At 60.2% G+C, this 16,633-nt stretch carries 18 protein-coding genes; 3 read left to right on the top strand and 15 right to left on the bottom strand.

Features of this window, described 5'->3' with window-relative positions; genetic code table 11:
* The 5 genes from ACZ9IU_RS22530 to ACZ9IU_RS22510 all read right to left on the bottom strand — a co-directional run bounded on the left by ACZ9IU_RS22530 (window position 1) and on the right by ACZ9IU_RS22510 (window position 5,169).
* On the bottom strand, window positions 1–657 hold the full coding sequence (locus tag ACZ9IU_RS22530; RefSeq protein WP_038547394.1) for a phosphoribosylanthranilate isomerase: 657 nt from the start codon (window positions 655–657) through the stop codon (window positions 1–3).
* A gap of 702 nt (window positions 658–1,359) precedes the next feature.
* A complete protein-coding gene (locus ACZ9IU_RS22525) occupies window positions 1,360–2,121 on the bottom strand; it encodes a M48 family metallopeptidase (RefSeq protein WP_038547391.1) in 762 nt (253 codons plus the stop codon).
* A 91-nt stretch (window positions 2,122–2,212) separates the two neighbouring features.
* Entirely contained in the window at window positions 2,213–2,635 is a 423-nt protein-coding gene (locus tag ACZ9IU_RS22520) for a DUF2852 domain-containing protein (RefSeq protein ID WP_038547389.1), read from the bottom strand.
* Between the two features lie 147 nt (window positions 2,636–2,782).
* The gene (locus tag ACZ9IU_RS22515) at window positions 2,783–4,066 is read right to left on the bottom strand and encodes a polyhydroxyalkanoate depolymerase (protein ID WP_038549862.1); all 1,284 of its coding nucleotides are present in this window, start codon (window positions 4,064–4,066) and stop codon (window positions 2,783–2,785) included.
* 260 nt (window positions 4,067–4,326) lie between these two features.
* Entirely contained in the window at window positions 4,327–5,169 is an 843-nt protein-coding gene (locus tag ACZ9IU_RS22510; protein ID WP_038547387.1) for a fumarylacetoacetate hydrolase family protein, read from the bottom strand.
* Between the two features lie 154 nt (window positions 5,170–5,323).
* Between ACZ9IU_RS22510 and ACZ9IU_RS22505 the strand changes: the two genes are divergently transcribed.
* Window positions 5,324–5,923: a nitroreductase family protein gene (locus ACZ9IU_RS22505; protein WP_038547385.1), complete on the top strand. Its 600-nt coding sequence runs from the start codon at window positions 5,324–5,326 to the stop codon at window positions 5,921–5,923.
* A 139-nt stretch (window positions 5,924–6,062) separates the two neighbouring features.
* On the opposite strand, the gene gyrB is transcribed toward ACZ9IU_RS22505, so the two are convergent.
* The 5 genes from gyrB to ACZ9IU_RS22480 form a co-directional block, all read right to left on the bottom strand.
* A complete protein-coding gene (gene gyrB / locus ACZ9IU_RS22500) occupies window positions 6,063–8,498 on the bottom strand; it encodes a DNA topoisomerase (ATP-hydrolyzing) subunit B (protein ID WP_038547383.1) in 2,436 nt (811 codons plus the stop codon).
* A 139-nt stretch (window positions 8,499–8,637) separates the two neighbouring features.
* Window positions 8,638–9,003 (bottom strand): helix-turn-helix domain-containing protein, encoded by a 366-nt coding sequence (locus ACZ9IU_RS22495; RefSeq protein WP_038547381.1) that lies wholly within the window; start codon window positions 9,001–9,003, stop codon window positions 8,638–8,640.
* Window positions 9,000–9,581, bottom strand: coding sequence for a Smr/MutS family protein (locus ACZ9IU_RS22490; protein WP_038547379.1), 582 nt, complete (start codon window positions 9,579–9,581; stop codon window positions 9,000–9,002). Before ACZ9IU_RS22490 ends, ACZ9IU_RS22495 begins: the two co-directional genes overlap by 4 nt.
* Window positions 9,578–10,696: a murein transglycosylase A gene (mltA, locus tag ACZ9IU_RS22485; RefSeq protein ID WP_038547376.1), complete on the bottom strand. Its 1,119-nt coding sequence runs from the start codon at window positions 10,694–10,696 to the stop codon at window positions 9,578–9,580. The genes ACZ9IU_RS22490 and mltA overlap by 4 nt, the downstream gene beginning before the upstream one ends.
* The gene (locus ACZ9IU_RS22480) at window positions 10,693–11,391 is read right to left on the bottom strand and encodes a Tim44/TimA family putative adaptor protein (RefSeq protein ID WP_038549860.1); all 699 of its coding nucleotides are present in this window, start codon (window positions 11,389–11,391) and stop codon (window positions 10,693–10,695) included. The genes mltA and ACZ9IU_RS22480 overlap by 4 nt, the downstream gene beginning before the upstream one ends.
* 126 nt (window positions 11,392–11,517) lie before the next feature.
* On the opposite strand from ACZ9IU_RS22480, the gene ACZ9IU_RS22475 reads away from it, so the two are divergent.
* Together ACZ9IU_RS22475 and secB are read left to right on the top strand one after the other, a co-directional pair.
* Window positions 11,518–12,033, top strand: a complete 516-nt coding sequence (locus tag ACZ9IU_RS22475; RefSeq protein WP_038547374.1) for an FxsA family protein — start codon at window positions 11,518–11,520, stop codon at window positions 12,031–12,033.
* 85 nt (window positions 12,034–12,118) lie between these two features.
* Window positions 12,119–12,595 carry a protein-export chaperone SecB gene (secB, locus tag ACZ9IU_RS22470; RefSeq protein WP_038547371.1) on the top strand — a complete coding sequence of 159 codons (477 nt, stop codon included), beginning with the start codon at window positions 12,119–12,121 and terminating at the stop codon, window positions 12,593–12,595.
* 50 nt (window positions 12,596–12,645) lie between these two features.
* Here the strand turns inward: secB and dnaQ are convergent, their stop codons facing one another.
* The 5 genes from dnaQ to ACZ9IU_RS22445 are packed head-to-tail and all read right to left on the bottom strand — an operon-like array spanning window position 12,646 to window position 16,251.
* Window positions 12,646–13,350 (bottom strand): DNA polymerase III subunit epsilon, encoded by a 705-nt coding sequence (dnaQ, locus tag ACZ9IU_RS22465; RefSeq protein ID WP_038547368.1) that lies wholly within the window; start codon window positions 13,348–13,350, stop codon window positions 12,646–12,648.
* Window positions 13,343–13,954 carry a dephospho-CoA kinase gene (gene coaE / locus ACZ9IU_RS22460; protein ID WP_038547366.1) on the bottom strand — a complete coding sequence of 204 codons (612 nt, stop codon included), beginning with the start codon at window positions 13,952–13,954 and terminating at the stop codon, window positions 13,343–13,345. Before coaE ends, dnaQ begins: the two co-directional genes overlap by 8 nt.
* Entirely contained in the window at window positions 13,951–14,811 is an 861-nt protein-coding gene (locus tag ACZ9IU_RS22455; RefSeq protein ID WP_038547363.1) for a shikimate dehydrogenase, read from the bottom strand. Before ACZ9IU_RS22455 ends, coaE begins: the two co-directional genes overlap by 4 nt.
* Window positions 14,804–15,397 carry a Maf-like protein gene (locus tag ACZ9IU_RS22450; RefSeq protein ID WP_038547360.1) on the bottom strand — a complete coding sequence of 198 codons (594 nt, stop codon included), beginning with the start codon at window positions 15,395–15,397 and terminating at the stop codon, window positions 14,804–14,806. The genes ACZ9IU_RS22455 and ACZ9IU_RS22450 overlap by 8 nt, the downstream gene beginning before the upstream one ends.
* 32 nt (window positions 15,398–15,429) lie before the next feature.
* Window positions 15,430–16,251, bottom strand: coding sequence for a pyruvate, water dikinase regulatory protein (locus ACZ9IU_RS22445; RefSeq protein ID WP_038547357.1), 822 nt, complete (start codon window positions 16,249–16,251; stop codon window positions 15,430–15,432).
* Window positions 16,252–16,633: the final 382 nt, after the last annotated feature.

Raw genomic sequence — 16,633 nt, 5'->3', positions numbered from 1 at the left:
TCACGCGCCCTTTCGACCCGCCTCTGCGACGGCATCGAAAAAGGCATCGATCATTCCAAGGTCCTTGATGCCCGGCGCGCTTTCCACGCCGGACGATAAGTCGATACCGCTTGCCCGCGTCGATTTGAGGGCAATAACGGCATTATCCTTGTTCAATCCTCCCGAAAGCATGTAATCCACGCCCTCGTCAAGGGAAGCCATCAGGCTCCAGTCGAAGGAAATGCCGTTGCCACCCGGCAATTCGGATCCGGCAGGCGCTTTGGCATCGAAAAGAAAGCGATCGGCAACGCCGATATAAGGATCGATCCGGTCGAGATCGCCAGCTTCCTTCACGGAAAATGCCTTCATGACCGGCAGACCGAAAAGCGCTTTTACCTGCAGAACCCGTTCCGGGCTCTCACTGCCATGCAGTTGCAGGATGTCCGGCCGCACCATCGAGACGATGTCGTCCAGCTCCTCGTCGTCGGCATCGACCGTCACCGCGACGAGCTTCACCCGTCCGCGGACTTGATCGGCGAGGTCTCCGGCCAGGTCCGGTTCCACATAACGCGGGCTCTTGGCGAAAAAGATGAAGCCGATATGCGAGGCGCCCCGCGCCACGGCGCGATCAACAGCCTCGGGGGTTTTCAACCCGCAAATCTTGATATCAGGTTTCATGAGGTGCGGAGTGGCATGAAATTCCGCCGGAGTCGAGGCAAATCATAGCAGACGGAGTGCCCCCTTGGCGATCCTGGTTATTTTCGTCTTCGGGTTCTCCCCGAGGATCGGCCGGGACACGTCGTGTGCCTCGAATTGAAATTTAATAATGACACGCGACGTGCCCCGTTCGGTGTATTTTTCCGCGCAACTCCGGTCCCTCTGCGGCGGCATGGTCTTACGTCCTTGCGGAATGCCATACCGGGTTGTGTGCGACACACGCACGCCCCGCCAGAAGGCGAGAGGAGGACCATTTTCTGCGCAGCCCCTGGCAACCCGCCTGCATGACGGCGGATCATCAAGGCACCGGTCCCGTCTCGCCGGTTATGCGGGCCGGTGTAGCCGAAACGGGACGGGTGGATTGTAGGCATGGGTTTGAGGGGCGGGGATGAAAGAGGGCCGATTTTTGTGATTTTGTTTCTCAAGCGACTGATTTGCCTAAGCCACCCCCCTCTGCCCTGCCGGGCATCTCCCCCTCAAGGGGGGAGATCACAAGCGGCACGCTCCCCGCCTCCAAAACGCCGCCGCGAAAAATATGACGCTAAATGGAGGACTGTGAGCAGGCTCCCAGCCAATCTCCCCCCTTGAGGGGGAGATGCCCGGCAGGGCAGAGGGGGGTGCCACGTCCGCCGCTGCCGACCGCCTTTCGCGCTTCCTTCTTCGTCACTCGAAATCAATCGCATGTAGTTGGGACCCATGATGTTTCAGCCATTTGCGCGCTTCTTCCATGCGCGGGCAGAGCTCTCGGCACAGCGCCCAGAATTTCGGGCCGTGGTTCATCTCCTTCAGGTGCGCCACTTCATGGGCGGCGAGATAATCGATGACGAGAGGCGGGGCCATGACGATGCGCCAGGAAAAACTGAGGTTTCCATCCCAGGAACAGGAGCCCCAACGGCTGCGGGTGTCCTTCATGGAGACCGATTTGACCGGTTTGCGGATGCCGGCGGCGTGGCGGGCGACCAGCACTTCGAGATCCTTGCGCGCTTCCTTCTTGAAGAAGGCGGAGAGCCGCCGGCCCATGTGCTCCTCGAGGCCGCTGACCCGCAGCACCGGTTCGCCATCGACCAGGACTGCTTCGGTGAGGCCGCGCAGCGTGCCGGTATGTTCGATCCGATGGGGCATGCCGCGAAAGGCGATGCGGCCGCCTGATCGGATCGGGTTATCGGCCGAAAATTTGGCGAGCTTGGTGAGGAGCCAGCCCTGGTGACGGTCGAGGAAATCGTCGATCTCGCGCTTCAGCAGACCCGCTGGCACCGTAAGGTTGAGCGCGCGGCCGCCGGGTTCGATCCTGAGCGTGATGCGGGTGGCGCGGCGGTTTTCCCTGATCGTCAGCGGCATCGCCCGATCACCGACATCAAGCGTCCGCTTCACCGTTTCGAGCGGTTTCGGCTTGGAGCGGACTGGCTTTTTCAGAAGCGCGAACATGGACCCTTTCTAGCCGATTCCTTTCCATAAGAAAGCCGGCGTCTAAACGACGCCGGCTCCCCATCACGTTTCACGTGAATCCCTGGGAGGATCAGAGATCGACAACCGGGTTCTGACCGGAGGAACGGTTCTGCCGCTCGCGCATGAAGCGGTCGAATTCTTCCTGGTCCTTGGCGCGGCGAAGCTCGCGGACATAGTTGTCGAATTCTTCGCGCATCTCATCCAGCTTGCGGCGCTCTTCCTCGATCCGGTCGATCTCGGTCTTGCGCCAGTCGTCAAAGGCGACGTTGCCAGTGGTGAAATGCGTGTTGTAGCGGGACTTCGCCCGACGGCAGCCGGCGAACATCCGGTCGGCGCGGTGGTTGGCATCACGCTTGAAGCCGCGGAGCCTCTCCCCGAACAGAATATAGGCGAGCATGGCAAGGCCGAGCGGCCAGAAAACGACGAAACCGAGCACCATGAGCGCGATGGTAGCCGGCGTCCACTCCGGACGAATCAATGCTGACTGGTTCATTGGTCACACCCTGATGTTTCAGCGGGTGGCCACATGCCAGCCCGACTGAATTCGATTTGGTGAGCCCATGATCCGCCTTCAAGAAGACGGATCATTAAATTCAAGAAGATGCTGAAATATAAACCAGAATTCGAAGACGCGACCGGACTAGCCGGCCTTGCCGCCCTTGATGACCCGCTTGACCGGAGTCTTCTTGACCACAGACCTGGCATGTTTCTGGGTGAAGGCAACGATGCGAGGCGCGATCTCGCGGCGGAAACGCGAGCCGTTGAACACGCCGTAATGGCCGACATCCGGCTGCATGTAATGCAGGCGCATGTCATCGGGGATATTGGGGCAGATGGTCTGCGCCGCATTGGTCTGGCCGAGACCGGAGATATCGTCGTTCTCGCCCTCGACGGTCAGAAGCGCCACCTGACGGATGAGCTTGGTATCGACCGGTACATTCCGGTGCATCATCTCGCCCTTCGGCAATGAATGCTTGATGAAGACCGTGTCGACCGTCTGGAGGTAGAACTCCTCGGTGAGGTCCATGACCGCCAGATATTCGTCGTAGAACTCGCGATGCTTCTCGGCAGACTCGCCGTCGTTCTTGACGAGGTGCTGGAAAAATTCCTTGTGGGCGCTGACATGGCGGTCAAGGTTCATCGACATGAAGCCGGACAATTGCAGGAAGCCCGGATAGACGCGGCGCATGAAACCCGTATGCGGCCACGGCACGTTCATGATGACGTTGTCGCGGAACCATTCGATCGGATGTTCTTCCGCAAGCTTGTTGACGGCGGTCGGATTGATACGGGTGTCGATCGGACCGCCCATCAGGATCATCGAGGCCGGAACCATCGAATCCCGCTGCGATTCCATCACCGCTACGGCAGCAAGCACCGGGACGGAGGGCTGGCAGACGCCGATGACATGGGCGCCGGGGCCGATCGCGTGCAGCATCTCGATGATGTAGTCGATATAGTCGTCGAGATCGAAGCGGCCGTCGGTGATCGGCACCATGCGGGCATCGATCCAGTCCGTGATGTAGACGTCCGCGCTCGGCAGCAGCGCTTCCACGGTGCCGCGCAGCAGGGTCGCATAATGGCCGGACATCGGAGCGACGATCAGGATCTTCTGATCCGGGGCACGACCGGTGGGCAGATCGCGGCGGAAATGCAGAAGATTGCAGAAAGGCTTGGTCCAGACGATCTCTTCCGTTACCGCGACGGTCTCACCATCGACAGTCGTGAAGGGGAGATCGAAGGCCGGCTTGCCGTAACGGCGCGTGACGCGCTCGAAGACTTCAAGGCTGGCGGACAGCGTGCGGCCCATCGTGGTGTGGGAAAACGGATTGAGCGGATTGGAATAGAAGAAGTGCATGGCATCCGCGGCGGCGCGGACGGGAGCCATTGCGGCGTGGTTCATCTCGTAGAACTGATAGAACATCGACGTGCTACCTTTCGTGATTTCCGACAGCGCATTCGACAGGGACATCGAACCGATCGGTTCAGGAGCAGTGTGAGGATAGGCAAGCACTTTTCTATTGCGATGCAACATTATGGGGAATACCGGCTGAATTGGCCAAGAGGAAGGCGGGGCGGCAGATCATTCTGCTGTCTTGAGAATGACATGTAAGCCTTAAAGTTCCACCTTCCAAGCCTGGTTAAGGACTCATGCCCGCCGGCGGGCATGAGTCCTCCTTTTATTTAGACGTCAGCGACGAAGGTCTGGCGCTGGGTGCCGAGGCCGTCGATGCCGAGTTCGACGACTTCGCCGGGTTTCAGGAAGCGCTGCGGCTTCATGCCGAGGCCGACGCCCGGAGGCGTGCCGGTGGAGATGATGTCGCCCGGACGCAGCGACATGAACTGGCTGAGGTAGGAGACGAGATAACGGACGCCGTAGACCATCGTCTTCGTGGAGCCGTTCTGCATCTTCTCGCCATTGACCGTGAGCCACATGCCGAGGTTCTGCGGATCGGCGATTTCGTCCTTGGTGACGAGCCAGGGGCCGATCGGGCCGAAGGTGTCGCAGGACTTGCCCTTGGTCCACTGGCCCGAGCGCTCGCTCTGGAAGGCGCGTTCGGAAACGTCGTTGGTCAGGCAGTAGCCGGCGACATAATCCATCGCATCAACTTCCGAGACATATTTCGCAGTCTTGCCGATGACCACCCCGAGCTCGACTTCCCAGTCTGTCTTCTCAGAACCACGCGGGATGACCACGTCGTCGTTCGGGCCGACGATGGCGGAGGTCGCCTTCATGAAGATGATCGGCTCCGGCGGCACGGTCGCGCCGGTTTCGGCGGCGTGGTCGGAATAGTTGAGGCCGATGCAGATGAACTTCCCGGTGCCGGCGACGCAGGCGCCGATGCGGGTCGGTTGCAGTTCGGGCAGGCTTTCCGGATCGAGAGCGGCGATCCTGGCAAGGCCTTCCGGGGAAATCGCAGGTCCGGCAATGTCGGCTACATGGCCGGACAGATCGCGAATCTTGCCCTTGTTGTCAAAAAGTGCCGGCTTTTCATGGCCCGGCTCACCAATGCGCATCAGTTTCAAAACATGGTCCTCCATTTATCGAGGAGGTTTATGAAACATGCGCCACGGCTTGTCACCCCCGTTTTCAGCCAACCAGAAGTCTGTTGCCAACCAGGTCGCCGGGCTTATTGTTAATCCTAAATCTCCTCCCGGCCTGCAATTTCGGAGAATGCCCATGACCAGCAGCAACACCCGCGACTCGGAGTTTCCGATCGATACATTTTTCCTCGACCGCTGGTCGCCGCGGGCGTTTACCGAGGAGACGATCGATCAGGCGACCATGCTGACGATCCTCGATGCCGCTCACTGGGCGCCCTCCTCCGGCAACAACCAGCCTTGGCGTTTCATCTATGCACTGCGTGGGACGCCTTTTTTTCCGGTGCTTGTCGATATTCTTTCGCCGGGTAACCAGCGCTGGGCGCGGAACGCGGCAGCGCTGATGATCGTCGTCTCGAAGACCTATCGCGTGGCAAGCAATGGCGAGCACCGGCTCGCCTACACCCATTCCTACGATACGGGGGCTGCCTGGTTCTCGGTGATCTGCCAGGCGATGAAGCTCGGTTATCACGCGCACGGCATGGAGGGTCTCGACAAGGAGAAGGCCGTAGAAGTGCTGGGCATCCCGGAAGGTTATCGGGTCGAGGCAGCGGCGGCGATCGGCCGGATTGCGGACCGGAGCACGCTTCCCGACGATCTTGCCGAGCGGGAGTTTCCAAGCAAGCGCAAGCCGGTTTCGGAAATCGCCTTCGAAGGAAAATTTACCGGAGAGCCCTGAGCGCCGGCGATCTCTCGAAATTGTTTCACGTGAATCCCTATCCACAGAAAAGATTCACGTGAAACACTTTCGAACTGGACAAACAAAAAGCGGCGGCCCGATCCGGACCGCCGCTTTCATTGTTAATGAAGCTTAGACCTCAGATGTCGAGGTTGGCAACGCTCAGGGCGTTATCCTGGATGAACTCGCGGCGCGGTTCGACTTCGTCGCCCATCAGGCGTGAGAAGAGACCATCGGCATCGGTCGCATCGTTCACCCTGACCTGCAGCAGCGAGCGGACGTTCGGATCGAGCGTCGTTTCCCAGAGCTGCTCGGCATTCATCTCGCCGAGGCCCTTGTAACGCTGCATGGAGAGGCCCTTGCGGCCGGTTGCGAAGATCGATTCCAGGAGGGCGCGGGGGCCGGACATTTCCTGCTGGCCGTCCTTGCGGGTAAGGACCGGCGGGGTGCGGTAGATTTCCTGCAGGCGCGGGGTCATCTGGTCGATATGGCGGGCATCGGCCGAGCCGATCAGCGCCACGTCGACGGCCGCGACTTCCTTGACGCCGCGCACCATCCGCTCGAAACGCAGGCCGCCCTCGTCGGTCACATGGCCTGACCAGCCGCGTTCGGTCTCCTCGGCGATCATATCGAGGCGACGAGCGACTTCGTCGGCGGTCTGCTGGGCCCGTTCGTGATTGTCGGTAAGCTCCGGATTGAGCGCACCGGCGATCGCAGCCTGTTCGATGATCGAGCGGCTATAGCGGGAATGCAGGCCCTCGACCAGGCTGCGTAGGCGCAGTGCATCCTGGATGACTTCGCGCATATCCTGGCCGGCCCGCACTTCACCGGAACCGAGCGTCAGGGTCGCTTCCTCAAGGCCCATGGTGATCAGGTATTCTTCCAGCGCGCCTTCGTTCTTCAGGTACTGGATCGACTTGCCGCGGCTGACCTTATAGAGCGGCGGCTGGGCGATATAGATATGGCCGCGTTCGATCAGGTCCGGCATCTGGCGGAAGAAGAAGGTCAGAAGCAGGGTGCGGATATGGGCGCCGTCAACGTCGGCGTCCGTCATGATGATGATCTTGTGGTAACGCAGCTTGTCGGCGTTGAACTCGTCCTTGCCGATCGACGTGCCGAGCGCGGTGATCAGCGTGCCGATTTCCTGGCTTCCGAGCATCTTGTCGAAACGAGCACGCTCGACGTTGAGGATCTTGCCGCGGAGCGGGAGGATCGCCTGGTTCTCTCGCGAACGACCCTGCTTGGCGGAACCGCCGGCGGAATCGCCCTCGACGAGGAAAAGTTCGGACTTGGCCGGATCGCGCTCGGAGCAGTCGGCAAGCTTGCCGGGCAGCGAGGCGATGTCGAGCACGCCCTTGCGGCGGGTCAATTCGCGGGCCTTGCGGGCGGCTTCGCGGGCGACGGCAGCTTCGACCACCTTGCCGACGAGGATCTTCGCTTCGGTCGGATGTTCTTCAAACCAGGTGCTCAGCGCTTCGTTCATCAGGCTTTCGACCACCGGCCGAACTTCCGACGACACGAGCTTGTCCTTGGTCTGCGACGAGAACTTGGGATCGGGCACCTTGACGGAAAGCACGGCGGTCAGGCCCTCGCGGCAGTCTTCTCCCTGCAGCGTTACCTTTTCCTTTTTGGTGATACCGGAACTATCCGCATAGGACGTCACCTGGCGCGTCAGCGCGCCCCGGAAGCCGGCCATATGGGTGCCCCCGTCGCGCTGGGGAATGTTGTTGGTGAAGCAGAGCATGTTTTCGTGGTAGCTGTCGTTCCACCACATGGCCACTTCGACCGTCATGCCGTCCTTTTCGCCCTTGATGGCGACGGGCTTGTCGACCAGCGGCTTCTTGGAGCGATCGAGATAACGGACGAAGGCTTCAAGACCCCCGTCATACAGCATCTCTTCCTCCTTGATGTCCGGCTTGCGCTTGTCCGTTAGCCGGATTCTAACGCCAGAATTCAGGAAGGCCAGTTCGCGCAGGCGATGCTCGAGCGTGCCGTAGTCGTATTCGGTCATCGTGAACGTTTCGGAGCTGGCGAGGAAGGTGACCTCGGTTCCGGAACGGCCTTCGTATTCGCCGATGACTTTGAGCGGTCCGTCGGCGACACCATGTGTGAAGGAAATCTCGTGGAGTTTGCCATTGCGGCGAATGCGCAGTTTCAGCCAGACGGACAATGCGTTGACGACCGAGACACCGACGCCGTGCAGACCGCCGGACACCTTGTAGGAGTTCTGGTCGAACTTACCGCCCGCATGGAGTTGGGTCATGATCACTTCGGCAGCGGAGACGCCTTCGCCGGTGTGAATGTCGGTCGGGATGCCGCGTCCGTTGTCCGTGACGGTGATCGAACCGTCGGCATTAAGGGTCACGGTAACCAGGTCGGCATGACCGGCAAGCGCTTCGTCGATCGCGTTGTCGACGACTTCGTAGACCATGTGGTGCAGGCCGGAGCCGTCGTCAGTATCGCCGATATACATGCCGGGGCGCTTGCGCACTGCATCAAGGCCCTTCAGAACCTTGATCGAGTCGGCACCGTATTCGGCACTCGCGCCATTATCGCTGACGGGTGTATCGGTCATCAATTATCTTCCAATTCGTTTGAGATGCCGGTGAAGCGAATCACCGGCTATTCCACCCTCAGAATATAGGGAAATCGGGGCGGTTTCTAAAGGTTGAGCCTCGCCAATACGGCATGAAAGCCGTGGATGCGTAGCGAATTCAGCCTCGCATCTCGGCTTTTTTGAGGAGCGTGTCCATTTCCTCTATCACGTCGGGCGGTAAAGAGCGAATCCGCTGCGCCAGACGGTTGGCAAAGCCGGTGTATGATGGCGGCAGACCAGCAGTATCGAGCACGACTTTCGGATGGGACGCCTCGGCAAGGCGGAAAAGTTCTTCCGCCTCGTCCCAGATGACGTTGAAATATCCGGCGATCCGCTGCAGCAGTTCGAACGTCGGACGGCCGCGCTTTCCATGCTCCAGGGCGGAGAGATAGGCGGGCGTGACGCCGATCGCCTCGGCAAGCTCGCGCTGGGTGATGCCCTTGCGGCGGCGCAGCTCTCTCAATGCATGACCGAAGGGAGTCATTCCCGATCTCCGCGGCTGCGGGAAAGCCGCACATACATGGCGCCCTCTCCGCCGTGATGGCGCGCAGCCCATTCATAAGAGGAGATCAGGAAGCGGAACTCGGCTTTCGAAAACCACAGGGGCACGGCGCGTCGGAGCGCGCCTTCGCTACCCATCGAACTGCCCTTGCCGGTGATCACCAGGACATGGCGGAGCCCGCGTTCATGGGCCCGCAGCAAAAAGTCGAGAAGCAGGTCGTGGGCCTCGCCCTGAAATAGTCCGTGCAAATCGAGCCGGGCATCGATCGGCAGCCGGCCCTTGGCGAGCTTTCTCTTGACGGGCTTTTCGAGCGGCTGATGAGAGCCTACGGGACGCCTGGCCGGGACAGGCCCCGGAAGCTCGACCGCATAACTCTCCTGCCGCGGCGCGGGTTTCGGTTTTTTCGCTTCGACGGCCGCTTCCTCCGCGGCGATCTTTGCGGCCTCCGCTTCCTCGAATTGCAGGATCTCCTTCATACGGCCGGGCAAGGCGCGGGCAGACTTCGCCACCCTTCCCCACAATATCCGCTCTTCCGGATCGAGTTTGCGACCGCCCTTCATCCGCCGTACCTGACAGCCGCTACCTTGGGGATGAGGATATAGAAGTCCGCGTCGTTGCGCACGGTTCCAGCGAGCTCGCCCGCCTCGAAGCCGGAACCGGTAAAAATGTCGCCCCGCGCCGGGCCGACGATCGCAGATCCAGTATCGAGCGCCAGCATCAGTCGCGCGAAGGGTTTGCCACCATCCATATGGGTCAGCGTCTCGGAACGGATAAAGAAGGGAAAACCGAACGTGTGGATCTGGCGATCGACCGCCAGCGAGCGCCCCGGGATCAGCGGCACCTTGGCGGCGGCCACCGGTCCGAGCGACGGATCGGAGACGTCCGCTTGCCGGAAGAAGATGTACGAACGATTGTGCCAAAGCACTTCATCAACCTTAGCCGGATTCTCAGCCAGCCAGGTTCGGATGCTCTGCATGGAAATCTTCGCAGGATCGATCTCGCCGCGGTCGATCAGCAGCTTGCCGATCGGCGAGAACGGATGACCTGCCTTGGCCGCATAGGTTATCCGCCGGATGTTGCCGTCCGGATATCTCAGCCTTGCGGCGCCCTGGACGTGGATGAAGAAGACATCGACCTTGGATTTCGCGTAGGCGATCTCCAGGCCGCGGCCTTCGAGCAAACCACGGTCGATCTCGCCGCGATTCGGATAAGGCTCGATTCCGTCAGGTGTCCGCCGGCCAAACATGTAGCCGGAGTCCAATCCTGCCGGACGGTTGCCGTCGTCGAGATCAATGAGATCATCCGGGCGATAATAGAAAGGATGCACCCAGACATCGTCCCGCGTTTCCGAGACCTCGATTTCCGGCTCATAAAAAGCGGTGACGAAACCGCGCCGGCCGTCGTTGCGCGCGACCAGGAAGGGTGTGCAATGGGTTTCGAAAAAGGCCCTGGCGGAAACGGCATCGCCCGGGAGGTCCCGGGCGGCTTCGATGAGGGTGCCGAGTTCTTCGGCGGTCAGGCCGAGGGAACCGGTGCGGTATGGCTTGACCTTGCGGATATGCTCGAGCGACGCGCGCATGCCGGCAAACAGTGCCGTCGGATCGTCATCGCCCCACCCCGCAAGATCGGAGAAGGATACCGGCCGAAGAGTGTAATCCGCAGAGTTGAAGGTCATTGTTCGGATTCGGTGGCGACCAATCTCCAGTTCGGATCGCGGGAGCGGATGTCGCGGGCAAAGGTCCAGATATCGGTGACTTCGGCCACGGTTTCCTGATCACCGTCGATCAGCGCTCCAGCCTTGTCATAGGTTGCGGAAATCAGCTGACTGACGATGCGGACAGTGATTTGTTCCTCGGCATCCTTGACCGCGGCATGGGTGATATCCGCCTTGTCGATGCCGACGAATGTGGACTTCACCACTTCGCCGCGGGATTCCCGGTCGGTGATCGCCGTATCGAAACCGTCGAAAACCTCTTTGGAGAGAAGGCCTTTCAGCGTCTTCCGGTCGCCGTCGGCAAAAGCCATGACGATCATCTCGTACGCCATGCGGGCGCCATTCAGAAATTCGCGGGGACGGAAAGCGGGATCGGACTTGACCAATTCGCGCAGCGCGGCGTTAAGCGGCGTATCCGGCTTGGCGACGGCATCGACATCCGCATAACGCTGCTCGTCCTCCGTGGCATCCCGGCGCGGCAGGGTCACGACCTTGCTGTCGTCACCGCCCGGGTTTTTTGCGACGTCGCGGGGGCTGTAAGGATCGAACGGCGGCTTCTCACTTCCCGTCCGGCGTCCGAGCACACTGCGCAGTTGCAGGAAGATCAGAACCGCTGCGACGAGGAAAAAGAGTGTTATAAAGTCGTTAGAGCCCATCTTAACCCGCATTTGGCGTTTAAAAGTTCGGTGCAGTTTCTCATATAGTCTGCATACGCCTATCATTCAAATGGCGAAGACGTTAGCGCTTTGCGCACTTCTGGATATCACGACACAGGGAATACCATGCGCTTCTTTCTCGTGCCGCTTCTTCTTATCGGCTGGCCGCTCGCCGAAATCGCGGGCTTCGTGCTGGTCGGCAAAGCACTCGGCCTCTGGGCGACGCTCGGCCTGGTGATCGGTACGGCGGTGCTCGGAGCCATCCTGCTGCGCAACCAGGGCACTCAGATCCTGAGACAGATTTCCACCGAGAGCCGCGACGGCCGCGCGCCCGGCCGCGCACTGATCGACGGGGCGATGATCGTCGTTGCCGGCATCATGCTGCTGCTGCCCGGTTTCATCACCGACATCATCGGGCTTGCGCTGTTCATTCCCTTCGTGCGCAGCCTGATCTGGTCTGTGATCGGCCGGCGTATCGTGGTCGTCCGTTCGCCTCGCAGCAAGAGCTATCGCTACGAAAGTCCGAGGCCTTCGCCGGAGGCCAACAAAACCGGGCCGGTGGTCGATCTCGACGAGCAGGACTACCATCGCGATCCCGATCCCTCCTCGCCCTGGGCCGGACCTAAAAGCAAGGAACCTTGAGCGGTTCAGCCCGTTGGCCAGGGTTGTAAGCCCACAAGCGAAATGTTAGAGGGCCTCAACGCTCCAAAGCCTCGAGGAAATCCCAATGGCAGATGATAACAACCAGGCCGAAACGCCGTCCCTCAACATCCTGGCGCAATACACCAAGGATCTCTCCTTCGAGAACCCGGGCGCTCCGCGCTCGCTGCAGGCGCGCGACAAGGCGCCGGCGATCAACATCAATGTCAACGTCAACGCCAATCCGCTTTCGGACGCCGATTTCGATGTTATCCTGACGCTGAACGCCGAAGCCAAGGAAGGCGACAAGATCGTCTTCGCGGCCGAGCTGGTTTACGGCGGCGTTTTTCGCATCACGGGTTTCCCCCAGGAGCACATGCTGCCGCTCCTCTTCATCGAGTGCCCGCGTCTCCTGTTCCCGTTCGCCCGCCAGATCATCGCCGACGTGACGCGCAACGGCGGTTTCCCGCCGTTGATGATCGACCCAATCGATTTCGCACAGATGTTCACGCAGCGCATGGCCGAAGAACAGACCCGCTCCAAGGTCCAGGCGCTCGACAGCTGAGATCGGATTTTTGATTTGACGAAAGAGCCCGGGTTTCGACCTGGGCTTTTTTATTCGGCCTGCTTGTACTTCAGCCAGACCGCCTTGTCCTTCAGCGACGTGACCATGGCCGCATGCGCTTCGATCTCGGCTTCTGTCAGCCGGCGGCCAAGAGGCCGCGGACGGCCGGTCACCGCCACCACGATTTCATCGACCTCGATCACCGTCGCAGACCGTTCGTTGCCCATCAGGCCGAGCGCGGTCTGACGGCCGCCCGTCATCTCGATATAGACTTCGGCGAGCAGTTCGGAGTCGAGCAGCGCGCCGTGCTTGGTGCGGTGGGCGTTGTCGATGCCGTAGCGGCGGCAGAGCGCATCAAGCGAATTCGGACCCATCGGGTGTTTGCGGCGGGCCATAGCCAGGGTGTCGATGACCTGGTCGGACATTACGGGCGGCAAGCCGAGGCGGGCGAATTCCGCATTCATGAAGCCCATGTCGAAGGTGGCGTTATGGGCGATCCATTTGGCGCCGTCGAAAAATTCGATGATCTGCTGGACGACATCGCCAAAGCTCGGCTTGTCCTTCAGGAACTCGTCGGTGATGCCGTGAACCGCCAGCGCGTCCGGATGAACCTTGCGGTCGCCCGGATTGATGTAGAGATGAAGCGTCCTGCCGGTCGGAAAATTGTTGATCAGCTCGATGCCGCCGATTTCGATCACCCGATCGACCTTCGATTCGAGGCCCGTGGTTTCCGTATCGAAGATGATCTCACGCATTTGGCTTTTTCTCGCTCGTCTTTCCGGCCTTCAGAGACGCGATGATCTCGCGAACCCGTTCTCTCGCCGCGTCCAGTCCAAGGCCCGTATCGACGAGAAAATCGGCTCTTTTGCGTTTTTCCGCGTCGGGCATCTGGCGGGAGAGAATCATCGCCAATTTTTCCTCCGTCATGCCCGGACGCGCAAGCACCCTGTCACGCTGTATCTGTGGATCGCAGGTGACAACAACAATAACATCGACGCGATCCTCGCCCTTCACTTCGAAGAGAAGCGGAATATCGAGGAGCACGAGGTCAGTGCCGGCCTCTCTGTGGCGCGACAGGAAATCGACTTCACGCTTGCGGACCAGCGGATGGACGATCGCTTCGAGGGCCTGGAATTTCTCGGGCGCGGCCGAAAGCTGCCGGGACAGTTCCTGGCGGTCAATGACGCCATCCCTGACCGTGCCCGGAAACGCTTCACCGACGGGTGCCGCTGCATCGGTGCGGTAGAGATCATGGACGACGGCATCGGCGTCATTCACCGGAACACCCTCTTCCGCGAACATTTTCGCGGTCGTGGATTTTCCCATTCCGATGGAGCCGGTGAGGCCGATGACGATCATCCGTGGTTTTCCATATCGGCGATGACGAGATCCCGAAGAGTTTTATCGACGACTGGGCGACGGCCGAACCATTTCTCGAAACCCGGTACGGCCTGGTGAAGCAGCATGCCGAGCCCGTCGACGGTCGCGAAACCCTGTTCTTCGGCCTGAGTAAGCAGCGGCGTTTTCAACGGGACGTAGACGATATCGGTGACGACCGCGCCGGACGCCAGCGGTGAGAAGTCAATCTTCAGCGCTTCGCTGCCGTCCATGCCGAGCGAGGTCGTGTTCACAAAAAGGCCTGCGCCGGACATGACCTCGTCAAGCGCTTCGACAGGATGGGCATGGACTTTCGAACCAAAGCGATCGGCGAGTTCCTCGGCCCGTGAAACAGTCCGGTTGACCACGTGGATCTCACTGACGCCGCGATCCCGTATCGCTTGGATGACGGCACGGCTTGCGCCGCCGGCGCCCAAAATCACGGCGCGGCCGATCTTGTCCCAGCCCGAATGGCGGTCGTCGAGATTGGCGGTAAAACCGTGGCCGTCGGTATTGGTGGCATGCAGCAGTCCGTCTTCCATCCAGAGCGTGTTCGATGCCCCGAGTTCTTCGGCAAGATCATCCGGCCGGTCAGCCAGCTTAAAGGCAAGTTCCTTATGGGGGATGGTGACATTGCCGCCGCGAAAACCGGAGCTCCCGTCTTTCAGCGATTGGATGAAGGCGGGAAAATCCGCTTCTGTGACAGCCTCAGCGGTGTAGGACCCGGCAATGCCGAACTGTCTCAGCCAGTGACCGTGGATCAGCGGCGAGCGGGAATGCTTCACCGGCCAGCCGGTTACGAAAGCATTAACCAAAAATGTTTCACGTGAATCAGCCATTGATCGCTCCCAGCTCGCGAAGCTTTTCGAGGAGCGGCAGCATGGGCAGGCCGAGAATGGTGAAATAATCGCCCTCGATCTTCGAGAACAACTGGATGCCCTCGCCTTCCAGCTGATAAGCGCCGACGCTCCCGTAGACCTTTTCGCCGACCCGCGACAGGTAGCGATCGACGAAGGTTTCGTTCAGCTCGCGGACGGTCAGGTCCGCATGCGCGACATGCTCCCAGACGATCTCGTTGTCGCGCGCAAAAGCGATTGCGCTGTTCAGTCGATGGGTCTTGCCTGAAAGGGAAAGCAGATTCTCTTTCGCTTCGGCAAGGGTCTCCGGTTTGTGATAAACCCGGCTTCCGCGCGACATGGTCTGATCCGAGCCTATCACGAGTGCGCCCGGAAAATGTGTGCTCACGTCGGCCGCCTTTGCCTTGGCAAGCGTCAACGCCACCTGGTCAGGGCTTGCGCCTTCCAACCCAGCTTCAATCTTTCGCTCGTCGATCTCGGCCGCACGGCTTTCAAACGTCAGGCCGGCATTTTCCATCAGCATCCGGCGGAACGGGCTGGAGGAGGCGAGTATGAGGGGCACTGTCACGAAAATCTCCCAAAGGCTGCGAGCGGATTCGCTTAACGCAGCTTCGGGCGCAGCGCAACGATTGCAGCGGCTGTCTCCTCGATCGACCGGCGCGTCACATCGATAACCGGCCAGTTCTGGCGGGCGCAGAGCGCGCGGGCATATTTCAGTTCCTCATTGATCGTCGCGCGGTCCGTATAGTGGCGCCGGTCGAAACCCTGGGTGACACCAAGTTCGCGGTTTTCACGCACCTGGCTGATGCGATCGGTGGTCGCAATGAGACCGACGATCAACGGATGGGTCGCCCGGTACAGGCTATCGGGCAGTTCCACACCCGGCACGATCGGAATGTTGGCGGTCTTGATGCCGCGATTGGCGAGATAGATGCTGGTCGGGGTTTTCGAAGTGCGGCTGATGCCGATCAGCACGACATCCGCCTCGTCATAATCCTCCGGCATCTGGCCATCGTCGTGATCCATGCTGAAATTGAGCGCTTCGATGCGCTTGAAATAATCAGCGTTGAGCGCGTGCTGGGCGCCGACACGGCGACGGGACGGCGCCCCAAGATAAGCCTGAAAGGTTGCCATGACCGGTTCGAGAACATTGACGCAGGGTAGGCCCATTTCCCGACATCGCTGATCGATGAGCTCGGCCAGTTCCTGATCGACGATGGTATAAAGGACGATGCCCGGCTCGCGATCGAGCGCTTCGAGCACGGCCAGCAACTGCTTGCGGTTGCGGATCAGCGGATAAACATGCTCCACCGCCAGCGACGACTGGAATTGCGCCGAGGCCGCCCTGCCGGCGGAGATGAGAGTCTCGCCCGTCGAGTCAGATATGAGATGCAGATGGAAGAAGTTTTTTCTGTTCTCCACGCTAAACTTAACCCTTTGTTGATAACTCGGGAGAGACCATCGGGTTCTCCCAGGCCGGAACCAGGCCTCGGGAAAACCGCCCGGTTTTCCACATTCGCAGTTCCTGCGGATGCGGATCAGGCCTGCTTGTGCGTTCTGGGGATAGGCTCTTCGTCGCTCTTTTTCCTCCCCAGCTTATCCACAGATAGCGCCGAATTCCATTTCCCGCCATCCTCCTGAAATAACTTGCGAAATTGAAGCTATCCCAAGATCCGTCAACCGGAGGTGATTTTCTGTCCCGCGAGTGGCTGCAAAGCGGCGGATCGTCGCGTCGGCTGTGATTTGACTTTAATCCTTGCTACTCACCGACTCTAAGAAATAGAAATCTAGAAAGATTCATTTC

This window comes from Mesorhizobium sp. USDA 4132, assembly GCF_056279545.1.
Note: the sequence above shows the minus strand (reverse complement) of the source record. Positions and strands in the feature narration are given on the sequence as shown.